We start from the raw sequence: 12,346 nt of genomic DNA, 5'->3' as shown, positions 1-12,346 counted from the left end.
CTTGCGGCGTGATGCGGGTCAGCGAGTGACGTTGCGCACCGTCGCGACCACACTTGGCCTGTCGATCACCACCGTCAGCCGCGCGCTGAAGGAAGGCCCTGAGGTCAATCGCGAAACGATCGAGCTGGTGAAGCGGGTAGCCGGCGAACTCGGATATCGCCCGAATCTCGGTGGCCTCAATCTCCGCACCGGCAAGACCCATGCCATCGGGATCGTGCTGCCCTTCGAGCGCGAAGGCGAGATGAATATCGTCGTCGCCTCGCTGGTGGAAGGCGTGTCGCGCCATATGAAGGGCTGCGGCTACAGGACGACCGTCGTGCCGCAATTGCAGGCAGACGATCCCTTGACGACGGTTCGCGATCTCGTCGAAGAGGGCTCTGTCGACGGCATCATCATTACCCATACGAGACCGCAAGACGACCGCGTCAAATATCTGCTGGAGGTCGGCACGCCCTTCGTCACCTTCGGGCGCACCGAACTCTTGAGTGTCCACCCGAGCGTTGATCTCGATCATGAGGTGATCGGTGCGGAAGCAGCGCGGCTGCTGCTCGATGCCGGCCATCACCGGCCGCTTCTGATCGCGCCGTCCAGCCAGTTCACTTACAGCCTGCAATTCGTCAAAGGCTGGAGCAAGACCTTTACGTCGCGCAACCTCATCGTTCCCGACGACCTTACTCACTTTGCCGCAACGACGCCGGACAGCGGCCAGGAGCTGGCGAAAAATATCATCGCCTGGCATCCGGAAGCGACCGGCGCTTTCGTCGCCAGTGAAGAGGCCGCTCTCGGCTTCCTCGCCGGGCTGCGTAAGGCCGGCCGGCATGCGGGCAAGGATTTCGGATTGATCACCTATGGCGGCACCCGATTGCATGATTTCTTCAATCCGCCGCTCAGTGCCTTCTATTATTCCAACTATATCATCGGGGAGCGCCTTGCCTCCCTCTTATACCGCGCGATCGACGGTGACGATCCGGGCAATCTGCGCGAACTGGTGCATGCGGAATTCGTGGATCACGACAGCCAGGCGCTCTCTGCATAATTTCGATCCGCTTCCAAACATCAAGTGATCCATCGAAGCCATTCGTAACGTTATCATTTCAGGTGACGCCGGAGAATCCATGCCTAATAGGCTGAAAAGGATTGCTTGACAGAATTGCAGTCATCCATCATTCGTAACGTTACGAATTGCTGATTGGAGGGGTAAGAGGCTCCGTTCGGCAGAGAGTGTCAGCTAGAGAACGGGAGCCTCGTATCTCGCAGGCAACCGCATTCCATGGGAGGATGTCGTGGGCGCCGGCTCGTTTTTTTTCGGATCGCCAATCTGGACGTTCAACTGGAACCCGCCCTACGAGGCGTCGCTGAAGCGGCTCGCGCGTACCGGCTGCAAGGGTTTCGAGCTCACCGCCTGGTCGATCGATATGCTGGACTATTATACGCCGGCGACAATCCGCGGTCTGAAGGAGATCGCTGCGGATGAGGGGCTGACGCTCACCAATTTCTTTTTCAATTTGCCCTTCAGCCGCCAGGCGGGCGCCGCCTTTTCCACCGTCGATCTCGACGGCTACAAGCGCGGCGTCGATATCGTGGCGGAGATCGGCGCGCCGATCATGACCAGCATGACGCCCTATCCATTCCAATCCGACGTCAAGCCGATCCTGCAGCGGCCGATCTCGCAGGAGTGGACGGCCGCCGTTGAGCCGCAATGGGACTGGACGGCGGAATACAACGCCGTCGTCGATGGCTTCGCCAAGGCCTGCGAAATCGCAGGATCAGCCGGTCTGCGCGTCGCCATCGAGCCGCATCCTTATCGCTGGGTCAGTTCCGGCCAGGGCATGCTGCGGTTGATCGAGCGCACGGGTGCTTCGAACCTTGGTCTGAACTTCGACCCAAGCCACCTCTTTCCGGCCGGGGACATGCCGCACTATGTCGTACTGGCGCTCGGCGACCGCATCTTCAACACGCATTTCTCCGACAATGAGGGCCATACCAATGCCCACTGGCGCCCGGGGCGCGGCAAGATCGACTGGAAAGCGATCTTCGCCGCTCTGCAGGCGATCGGCTATTCCGGTCCGATCACGCTGGAGCTGGAGGATGCGCCCGGCGCGTCGCACTGGACGCATTTCCGCGAGGCGACACCCGAATTCGACCAGGAGATGCGGCGTGGCATGAACTATCTGCGCGACGCCGCCGCTGAACTCAACATCACCATTTCCTAGAGGCCATATTCATGAGCACCGCACCCATGAAAGTCGGCATCGTCGGCGCCGGAAATATCAGCGCCACCTATGTCGCAACCCTGCACATGTTCGATTTCATCCGCGTCAAGTCGATCCATGACCTCTATGAGGGGCCGGCACAAAAGCTTGCCGCCCAATTCGGCATAGAGGCAGTCTCACTCGATGCCATGCTTGCCGACCCGGAAATCGGCCTGATCATCAACCTGACGACGCCGGTCTCGCATTACATGATCAGCAAGAAAGCGCTTCTTGCCGGCAAGCATGTCTATTCGGAAAAGCCGCTTGGCATCAGCATGTCGGAAGCCGAGGACCTCATGTCGATCGCTCGCGCCGGCGACCTGCGCCTCGGCTGTGCGCCCGACACGTTTCTCGGCGGTGGCCATCAGTTGACGCGCCGGCTGTATGATGAGGGCCGCATCGGCAAGGCGGTGTCGGCCACCGCCATGCTGCTTCTGCCCGGCCATGAGCATTGGCATCCGAACCCGGCCTTCTTCTACGGCCGCGGCGGCGGACCGATGCTCGATGTCGGTCCCTACTACGTCACTAACCTGATTGCTCTGCTCGGTCCGGTACGTGAAGTTTTCGGCACCGCCAAGATCACCCGCATCGAACGCGAGGTGAAGACCGATCCGCGCCGCGGCGAGACGATCAAGGTGCTGGTGCCGACGCATCTGACCGGTGTGATGGAGTTCCACAGCGGCGCGACGATCACCATTGCCACGAGTTTCGATGTCATCAAACACAAGCACAATCAGATCGAGATTTACGGCTCCGAGGGAAGCATGGTAACACCGGACCCGAATAATTTTAGCGGCAAGGTTGAGATATTCCGCGATGGCGGTCAAGCCTGGGAAGAGATCCCCGTCGACCATCCCTATACGGAAGGCGTGCCGGGCCATCTCGGGCTGCGTGGTTTGGGCGCGGCCGAAATGGTAGATTCCCTTCGCGCAGGGCGCCAGCATCGCGTATCCTCGGAACTCGCCTTCCACGCATTGGAAGTGATGACCGCTTTCGAGCGTTCGGCACAGTCGCGCAAGGTGGTTGCAATTCACAGCAGTTGTGGCCGGCCGGATCCGATCCCGCGCACAATTAGTGAGGGACGTTTCGCATAGGCTGGGTTATAGAGAATTAGGAGAATTGGCAGTCCTCTGAGACTGCATGCTTGACGAACGGGCGATGCCGAGGAAGCATTGCCCGTTCGCCGCAGGGAATGGAGGCCCGGCGGCGCGGTTCTGGAGGACGACAGCATTCGGCACCCGATGGTCTTGTGACGGCGGCGGCTGAAATACAGGCGTTCAGAAGAACGCCACAAGAGGAGGAGGAGCATATGCGTGGATTGTTAATGGCATTGGTTGGCGCCACGGCGCTGATCGCAGTGGGCGTCACCGGCGCTCAGGCTGAGGGGAAGAGAGCCGAAGTCCTGCACTGGTGGACATCCGGTGGCGAAGCCGCAGCCGTGCGGGAACTGGCCAATGCATTCAACGCCGCCGGTGGCCAATGGGTGGACACCGCGATCGCGGGGTCCGGCTCGACCGCACGTCCGATCGGCATCAACCGCATCATCGGCGGCAATCCGCCGACAGCGATGCAGTTCAACACCGGCACGCAGATGAATGACCTGGCACAGCAGGGCCTGCTGCGTCCGCTCGACGACCTCGCCAAGGAACAGGACTGGAAATCGGCGCTGACGCCGGCCTTCTACAATGCCATCCAGTATCAGGGTCATATCTACGGCGCACCGATCAACGACCATGGCCAGAACTGGATCTTCTATTCCAAGGCCGTCTTCCAGAAGGCGGGCGTGACCGAAGAGCCGAAGACCTGGGATGAGATGTTCGCCGCTCTCGACAAGATCAAGGCCGCTGGCCTGATCCCCGTTGCCGTTGGTGGCCAGCCCTGGCAGCTTCAGTCGATGTTCAACTCTATCCTGCTCGGCGAGGGCGGTAAGGAACTCTACAGCAAGGTCTGGAAGGATCTCGACACCGACGCCGTCAAGTCCGACAAGTTCAAACATGTGGCGGAAGTCTTCGCCAAGCTGCGGAATTATCAGGATCCGGGTAGCCCGAACCGTGATTGGAACGTGGCAACCGGCATGCTGATCGACGGCAAGGCCGGCATCCAGTTCATGGGTGACTGGGCCAAGGGCGAGTTCATCCATGCCAACATGGTCGCCGACAAGGATTTCGGCTGCATCCTCGGACCGGGCGAGTCCAACTTCATGATGGGCGGCGACATCTTCGTCTTCCCGGTCCTGAAGGACAAGACGGCGACGGATGCGCAGACGCTACTTGCGACCGTGATCATGTCCAAGGAAGGCCAGCTCGCCTTCAACTCCAAGAAGGGCTCGGTGCCGGTCCGTCTCGACGTCGACACGTCCAAGCTCGATGCCTGCGCCCAGAAGGGCCTGACCGCGCTCAAGGATCCGAGCCGCCAGATTCTGGCGCCGGATGTGCTCACGGCTCAGGACATCGTTCAGACGGAACAGGACCTCGTCGCCCAGTATTGGACGACCCCAAGCATGACGGCCGACCAGTTCGCCGACCAATTCGCACAGGTCATCGAACAGGCGAAGTAAGCCTCATCCGACATCCATGCGGCGGCAGGTCCTACCTGCCGCCGGTTTCCATGAATGCTGAGGAGGAGCTGAGGTCATGAGTACCCCCGAAACTGCTGCCGGAACCATCGCGGGGACCGGTGCCGGGACGACTGCCACTAGGAAGAAGAGGCATCTTTCCGCCTATGTTGCCTTGTTCCCAGCCTTTATCATCGTCTTGCTCGCCTATGTCGTGACGGTTATCTGGAACATCTGGATATCGTTCACCGACAGCAAGGTATTGCCCGTCAACATTTTTGTCGGCACCAAGCAATACGAACGACTGTTCACGACGGCGCGCTGGATATTGTCGCTGCAAAATGTCGTTCTCTTCGGCATCCTCTTCATCGCCGGCTGCCTGATCCTTGGCTTTCTCCTCGCCGTAGCGCTGGATCAAAAGGTCCGGTTCGAGAACACGTTCCGGACAATCTTCCTCTATCCCTTCGCAATGTCCTTCATCGTCACCGGGCTCGTCTGGCAGTGGATCATGAACCCGACGCTCGGCCTGCAAAAAGTCGCCGATAGCATCGGCTTCACCTGGATTCGCTTCGACTGGATCGTTCAAAGCAATCTCGCGCTTTACGTCATCGTGCTCGCCGGCATCTGGCAATCGTCCGGATTGGTGATGGCGATCATGCTCGCGGGATTGCGTGGCGTCGATCGCGAACTCTGGAAGGCAACGCGCATCGACGGCATACCGGCATGGCGCGTCTATCTCCACATCGTCATTCCGATCCTGCGACCGACCATCATCACCGCCAGCGTGCTTCTGGCGATCGCCGTGGTCAGGGTTTACGAACTGGTGCTGGCGACGACAGGCGGCGGGCCGGGGATCTCGACCGAAGTGCCGGGAAAATTCATCATGGATTACCTCTTCGGCCGCGGCAATATCGGTCTCGCGACCGGGGCCTCGACCGTCATGTTCATCACCGTGGTCATCCTGGTCACGCCATGGCTCTACTACGAATATTTCCGTGAAAAACCGAGGGGGAACTGATGACAATGCCATCTTCCGTCGCATTCGCCATGGAGGGGCCGGCCGGGCGTAAGCCGCAGCATCTGTCTCCGGCGCGCATCGGCATTTACGCCTTTCTGGTCATCGCGGCTCTGTTCTTCCTGCTGCCGCTCTATGTGATGATCGTCACCTCGCTGAAATCCATGCCGGAAATCCGCCAAGGCAATATCTTCGCCTTTCCGCAGGTCTGGACAGGCGAAGCCTGGGTGCAGGCGTGGAGTACGGCTTGTACCGGCCTCGAATGCGGCGGCATCAGCGTCGGCTTCTGGAATTCGGTGAAGATCCTGATACCGAGCATGATACTGTCCATCTTCATCTCGTCGCTGACCGGCTATGCGCTGTCCTTCTGGCGGGTGAGGGGGGCTAACGTTCTCTTCGCCGTCCTGCTGCTCGGCGCCTTCATTCCCTATCAGGTCTTCATCTATCCGCTGGTACTCATCTACCGCGGCGTCGGCATCTACTCGACACTGCCGTGCATCATCATCACCCATACCGTCTTCGGCCTGCCAGTGCTGACGCTGCTGTTCCGCAACTATTATTCCAGCCTGCCAATGGAATTGTTCAAGGCGGCCCGCGTCGACGGGGCGGGACTATGGCAGATCTTCTTCCGGCTGATGATCCCCATGTCGATCCCGATCCTGGTGGTGGCGGCCATCCTGCAGGTTACCGGCATCTGGAACGACTTCCTCTTCGGCGTCGTCTTCGCCGGACGGGAAAACTTCCCGATGACGGTTCAGCTCAACAACATCGTCAACTCCACCCAGGGCGAGAAGCTCTACAACGTCAACATGGCGGCAACCATCCTCACGGCCCTGGTTCCGTTGATCGTCTATTTCGGTTCGGGTCGCTGGTTCGTGCGCGGCATCACCGCGGGCGCAGTCAAGGGATAATCCATGGCCAATGTTTCCATTCGCGAACTTGCAATCGATTTCGGCAGCGTCAGCGTGCTGAAATCGTTGAATATTGAAATCCAGTCGGGCGAGTTCATCGTCCTTCTCGGACCGTCCGGCTGCGGCAAGTCCACCCTGCTCAACGCCATTGCAGGCCTTACCGACATCAGCAGCGGCCAGATCTGGATCGGCGACAGGAACGTCACCTGGGAAGAGCCGAAGGATCGCGGCATCGGCATGGTGTTCCAGTCCTACGCGCTCTATCCGACGATGACGGTCGAGGGAAATCTGTCCTTCGGGCTGCGCATCGCCGGCATGGGCAAGGACGAGATCACCGAACGCGTCAATCGCGCCGTGCAGATCCTGCAGATCGATCCGCTGCGCAAGCGACGGCCGGGCGAACTGTCGGGCGGCCAACGCCAGCGTGTCGCCATCGGCCGCGCCCTCGTGCGCGACGTCGATGTCTTCTTGTTCGACGAACCGCTCTCGAACCTCGACGCTAAACTCCGCACCGAGCTGCGTGTCGAGCTGAAGCGGCTGCATGCCGGCCTCGGCTCGACAATGATCTATGTCACGCACGACCAGATCGAGGCGCTGACGCTTGCCGACCGCATCGCTGTCATGAGTGGCGGCGTCATCCAGCAGTTCGCCGCGCCGAAGGAAATTTACCGCCGGCCGGTCAACCGCTTCGTCGCCGGTTTCGTCGGCTCGCCATCCATGAACTTCCTCTCGGGGCAGGTGGCGAGCAATGGCGGTACGCCAGCCTTCATCTTGACTGATGGACGCAAGATCGACCTGAATGGCTATGAGTTTTCAGGCACGCCCGGCGATGGCCGTCCCGCAACGCTTGGCGTGCGGCCGGAACAGATGCAGTTCGCCCCGGCTAATGGCCGCATGTCCAGCCTGCCGGCAACCTTCAGCATCGTCGAACCCATGGGCTCGGACAATCTGGTCTGGGGCCAAGTTGGCAAGGAGACCATGTCGGTGCGCATCGATGCCGATGAGGAGGTTGCGTTGGAGAGCGAGCAGCCGGTCTATTTCCAGCCGGCGCTCGCGTCCCTGTTCGGTGAAGACGGTCAGCGTCTTTAAAGGATCGAGTCGCGCCGCGCGTTCAACAGCGCGCGGCGCGGTCTTCATGCCCTGACTTCGAAGACCATGTTGAACGGCGTTTCGGTCGCCTTGCGGAAATGCGAATAGCCCGCATCCATGGCGACCTTGCGCAGTTTCATCTCACCGGCTTGCGCACCCAAACCCAGACCGACTTCTTGCGATAGTGAAGCCGGCGTGCAGATCATCGTCGAGGCGCCGTAGAAGACGCGGCCGACCGGGTTGAGATTGTCCTTCAGGCAATCATGCGCGAAAGGCTCGACGATCATCCAGGTGCCGTCATCAGCAAGGCTTTCCTTGACATGCTTGCCGGCGCCGACCGGATCGCCCATGTCGTGCAGGCAATCGAACATCGCCACGAGATCATAGCCGGCAGCCGGGAAATCCTTGGCTGACGCCTGCTCGAAGGTGATGCGGCCGGCGACGCCTGCCTCCTTCGCTGCGGCTCTCGCCCGCTCGATGGAGGGGAGATGGTAGTCGAAACCGAAGAAGGTCGAGTTCGGATAGGCCTGCGCCATCAGGATGGTCGAGGCGCCATGACCGCAACCAACGTCGGCCACGGCAGCGCCGGCCTGAAGCTTTTCATCCAGGCCCTCCAGTGCCGGTATCCATTCTGAGACGAGGTGGCTGTTGTAGCCCGGCCGGAAAAACCGCTCTGTGCCTCGGAACAGGCAGGCGCTGTGTTCATGCCATCCGAGACCGCTGCCGGTCTTGAAGGCATTGGCGATCTTCGGTTCGTCCATCCACATGGATTGAACGACATCGAAGGCGCCGGTGAAGAAGGCGGGGCTGTTTTCCTCAGCAAACACCATCGCCTGTTCGGGCGTCAGGTAGAAGCGTTCGGTCTTGTCGTCATAGCTGACATAATCGGCAGCCGCCTGCGCCGACAGCCATTCGCGCACATAGCGCTCCTTCACGCCTACTTTGTCGGCCAGTTCCGTCGACGTCATCGGCGTCCCGTCCGCCATGGCTTTGAACAGACCTAAATGGTCTCCGAGTGTCACCAACACTCCCGAGACCGCCGCTCCGACGTCGCCGACTAGGCGTCCGACCAGGGCGTCAAGTTTTTGCATATCAGGTTCGCGCATGACATCCTCCTCCCATCAGAACTGCTGCAGCGTTCCGTCCGGATATATTCGGAAGCCGGAAGATACTCCCGGCTAGGAGGGGAGGCAATGATACGACCGGGCTAAGCATCTTTGCGTTGCTGCCCGAGAGAAAACGTAACCTATTGGGATTATGATATATTTTTCGAAATCTACGTCGTGCCTCAGCTTGCGCGGGCCAGCTCTTTTTCCAGAGCCGAGAGCAAGCGCGGATCGTCTGCGGTAACGTCGGGTGCGAAGCGGGCAGCGACCTTGCCATCCCGGCCGATCACGAATTTTTCGAAGTTCCAGACGATGCCGCCATCCTGTCCGGTTTCGAGGCCGTGCTTTGCCAGGCGCTCCCGCATCGGTCCGTCACCGGTCGTTTCGACGCCGGAGGCGATCAGGCTGTTGTAGAGCGGATGCCGCTCTTCGCCCGTCACTGCGATCTTGGAAAACATCGGAAACTGCACGTCATAGGTGAGGGTGCAGAAGCTCAAGATTTCGTCATTCGTGCCCGGTTCCTGGCCCTTGAAATCATTGGCGGGAAAGCCGGCAATGACGAGACCATCGTCGCGCTTGTCCTCGTAGAGCTTTTCCAGCCCTTCATATTGCACCGTCAGCCCGCATTTGGAGGCGACGTTGACGACCATGATGACCTTGCCGCGATAATCGGCAAGTGTCGTCTCGCTGCCATCGATCCGCTTCACCGGGATATCGAGCACGGTATCAGTCATCACAATCACTCCAAATCATTTTGAAAACAGGCTGCCGATATCAGCGCGCGAACCGGCTGAAGTCAACGGCACGATTGCGTTATGCGGCCAGATCCAGCCGCACCAGATTACCTCCCGACCGCATAGGCCTGCATCAAACGCGGCGTGGCGGCCGCGCGCAGCAGGCCGTCGGCATCGCGCCGTGCGGCGGTCAGCCGGCCGACCGTCCATTCCGGCGCGACCGTCAGCTTGTGGCCCTTCTTGCGCAGTGCCTCGAGCACCTCTGCGCTGAAATTGGCTTCCGCCGTAATGCTGCCGGGCTCGCGCGTGCGGGGATAGAAGGAGCTCGGGAAATGCGCGCTGTGGAACAGCGGCTGATCGATTGCCTCCTGCAGGTTCATGCCGTGATGGGCGTAGCGCAGGAAGAAAGAGAGCTGCCATTGTTCCTGCTGGTCTCCGCCGGGTGTGCCGAAGGCAAGCGTCGGACGACCCTCGTAGAGGCCGAGCGATGGCGTCAGCGTGGTGCGCGGCCGCTTGCCAGGCGCGAGCGACGAAGGCAGGCCGGACTTCAGCCAAAACATTTGCGCGCGTGAATTGAGGCAGAAGCCAAGGCCGGGGATGACCGGCGAAGATTGCAGCCAACCGCCCGAGGGCGTCACCGAGACCATATTGCCTTCGCGGTCGATGACGTCGATATGCACGGTATCGCCGCGTTTTTCCCTCAGATGCGACATGGTTGGCTCGTAGACCACGCCAGCCTTGGCTTCCGGCGTTTCCAGCATGTCCATCGTGAGGTCATACTGGCTTTCGAAGCCGGGCAGCCTCCCGGGACGCAGATCATAGGACGCTTGCGAGGTGATCAGCTTGCGGCGCTCTTCGGCATAGGCATCCGACAGCAGGATCTCGAGCGGCACCTTGGAGAAGTTCGGATCGCCGTAGTACACCTCGCGGTCGGCAAAGGCGAGCTTCATCGCTTCCGTGATCGTGTGGACGAAATCTGCGCCGGCCGGATCCATGGCTGAGATATCGAAACCCTTCAGCAGCGACAGCGTCTGCAGGAAAGCCGGCCCTTGGCCCCAAGGGCCGATCTTGGCGATGGTCCAGCCGTGATAGTCATAGGTCAACGGCTCTTCGATCGTTGGCCACCAGTTGGCCATGTCATCGGCCGTCAGCACGCCCTTGTGGCGTCGGCCGCTCGCATCCATGACTTCCGCCTTGCGGAGGTAAGCGTCGATCGCCTCGGCGACAAAGCCGCGATAGTAAGCGTCGCGCGCCGCTTCGATTTGCGCCTCGCGGCCGCTTTTGCTTTCCGCCTCCGCGACCACGCGCTTCCAGGTTTCGGCAAGCACCGGGTTCTTGAAGTTCGACCAGGGTTCCGGAGCGAAGCCGCCTGGCAGCCAGGTTTCATAGGAGGTCGGCCACTCCTTGCGATAGAAATCGGCAAGGCCGGCTATGGTCTCGGAAACGCGCGGCAGCACCGGATGACCATGCTCGGCATAGTAGATCGCCGGCTCGAGGACGTCGCGGACGGTGAGCTTGCCATAGTCGCGCAGCATCAGCATCCAGCCGCCGAAGGAGCCGGGGATAACGGTTGCAAGCAGTCCGTCGCCGGGGATCAGCGACAGGCCCTCGCTCGTATAATGTTCGAGAGTGGCGCCGGCGGGAGCAGTGCCCTGGGCGCAGATGACTTCGACCTTGTCCTTCTTCTTGGAATAGATGACCGCGGGCATATCGCCGCCGGGACCGCAGAGATGCGGCTCGACGATCTGCAGGACAAAGCCGGTCGCAACAGCCGCATCGAACGCGTTGCCGCCCTTTTCGAGGATGCTCATGCCGACGGCCGAGGCGATCCAGTGTGTGGAGGTGACGACACCGAAAGTGCCGAGAATTTCCGGACGTGTCGTAAATGCGGTCATTGCAGCAGCCCTTTCAGATGATTCATGCTTTGCGCAGTCATTTCAAATCCTCGGCAAACTCTTCGGCCAGCTCCTTCTGCGGATGCTGCGCGTCGAGCGAGGTGACGCGGACTAGGCTTTCCTGCAGCATCAGCAGATGTTCGCGCATGGCCTCGGCAGCTTTCATCGGATCGCGAGCCGCGATCGCATCGATGATTGCCATATGCTGTGCGTATGTTACCGGGCGCGTTCTGTTGATATTGCGGGCCAATTCGCGAATGGTTTGCCATGCCTCGTCCTGACGGACATGGTTGATGACATCGAAGATCGACAGAAAGAATTGATTGCCGGCGCTTTGAGCAATCAGGCGATGCAGCGCGCCGTCCCAAAGTTCGCGGCTATCGGCATCGCCGCTGGCGAAGATTTTTTTCGTCAGCTCGTACATACGCTCGATATCGTCGGGTTTGGCGCGCATCGCGGCGAGCTGGGCGAGCTGCGGCTCGATGCGCAGACGCACTTCCATGACTTCCATGAGATTGGTGCCGGCGACCAGCGAGCCGACATGCTGGCTCCAATCATCCGGGCGCTGGCCGGCATAGGTCCCCGACCCCTGGCGCCGCCAGATGCGGCCTTCGGCCTCCAGCACTTCCAGTGCTCGCCGGATGGCGCGGCGGCTGACGCCGAACATATCCGAAAGAGCCCGCTCTGTCGGCAGCTTGCCTTCCGGTTCCAGTTTGTCCGATTCCAACAGGCCCCGGAGCTTTTCCAGGGCATAGGTGGAATTTTCGGGAAGATTGCCCGCTGTCATGAT

The 12,346-nt window shown here is 60.4% G+C and carries 11 protein-coding genes; 7 read left to right on the top strand and 4 right to left on the bottom strand.

Annotated elements, in window-relative coordinates; genetic code table 11:
* The first annotated feature begins 25 nt into the window (after nucleotides 1-25).
* From NXC24_RS28680 to NXC24_RS28650, 7 genes are all read left to right on the top strand, one after another.
* Entirely contained in the window at nucleotides 26-1,036 is a 1,011-nt protein-coding gene (locus NXC24_RS28680; RefSeq protein WP_158704574.1) for a substrate-binding domain-containing protein, read from the top strand.
* Between the two features lie 247 nt (nucleotides 1,037-1,283).
* Nucleotides 1,284-2,213, top strand: coding sequence for a sugar phosphate isomerase/epimerase family protein (locus tag NXC24_RS28675; RefSeq protein WP_104826756.1), 930 nt, complete (start codon nucleotides 1,284-1,286; stop codon nucleotides 2,211-2,213).
* Nucleotides 2,214-2,224: 11 nt separating this feature from the next.
* Entirely contained in the window at nucleotides 2,225-3,346 is a 1,122-nt protein-coding gene (locus NXC24_RS28670) for a Gfo/Idh/MocA family oxidoreductase (protein ID WP_104826755.1), read from the top strand.
* A 215-nt stretch (nucleotides 3,347-3,561) separates the two neighbouring features.
* Entirely contained in the window at nucleotides 3,562-4,809 is a 1,248-nt protein-coding gene (locus tag NXC24_RS28665; protein ID WP_199773650.1) for an ABC transporter substrate-binding protein, read from the top strand.
* Between the two features lie 76 nt (nucleotides 4,810-4,885).
* Nucleotides 4,886-5,824, top strand: coding sequence for a sugar ABC transporter permease (locus tag NXC24_RS28660; RefSeq protein ID WP_104826754.1), 939 nt, complete (start codon nucleotides 4,886-4,888; stop codon nucleotides 5,822-5,824).
* Nucleotides 5,825-5,829: 5 nt separating this feature from the next.
* A complete protein-coding gene (locus NXC24_RS28655) occupies nucleotides 5,830-6,732 on the top strand; it encodes a carbohydrate ABC transporter permease (protein ID WP_245464194.1) in 903 nt (300 codons plus the stop codon).
* Nucleotides 6,733-6,735: 3 nt separating this feature from the next.
* Entirely contained in the window at nucleotides 6,736-7,821 is a 1,086-nt protein-coding gene (locus NXC24_RS28650; protein ID WP_104826752.1) for an ATP-binding cassette domain-containing protein, read from the top strand.
* A 44-nt stretch (nucleotides 7,822-7,865) separates the two neighbouring features.
* On the opposite strand, the gene NXC24_RS28645 is transcribed toward NXC24_RS28650, so the two are convergent.
* The 4 genes from NXC24_RS28645 to NXC24_RS28630 all read right to left on the bottom strand — a co-directional run bounded on the left by NXC24_RS28645 (nucleotide 7,866) and on the right by NXC24_RS28630 (nucleotide 12,343).
* Nucleotides 7,866-8,927 carry a class I SAM-dependent methyltransferase gene (locus NXC24_RS28645; RefSeq protein ID WP_104826751.1) on the bottom strand — a complete coding sequence of 354 codons (1,062 nt, stop codon included), beginning with the start codon at nucleotides 8,925-8,927 and terminating at the stop codon, nucleotides 7,866-7,868.
* Nucleotides 8,928-9,109: 182 nt separating this feature from the next.
* Entirely contained in the window at nucleotides 9,110-9,661 is a 552-nt protein-coding gene (locus NXC24_RS28640) for a glutathione peroxidase (protein WP_104826750.1), read from the bottom strand.
* Between the two features lie 107 nt (nucleotides 9,662-9,768).
* On the bottom strand, nucleotides 9,769-11,556 hold the full coding sequence (locus NXC24_RS28635; RefSeq protein ID WP_104826749.1) for a gamma-glutamyltransferase family protein: 1,788 nt from the start codon (nucleotides 11,554-11,556) through the stop codon (nucleotides 9,769-9,771).
* A 37-nt stretch (nucleotides 11,557-11,593) separates the two neighbouring features.
* Nucleotides 11,594-12,343, bottom strand: coding sequence for a FadR/GntR family transcriptional regulator (locus NXC24_RS28630; RefSeq protein ID WP_104826748.1), 750 nt, complete (start codon nucleotides 12,341-12,343; stop codon nucleotides 11,594-11,596).
* Between the last annotated feature and the right edge of the window lie 3 nt (nucleotides 12,344-12,346).

The organism is Rhizobium sp. NXC24, assembly GCF_002944315.1.
Taxonomy (GTDB): Bacteria; Pseudomonadota; Alphaproteobacteria; order Rhizobiales; family Rhizobiaceae; genus Rhizobium.
This window is presented reverse-complemented; position numbering and strand designations above follow the sequence as displayed.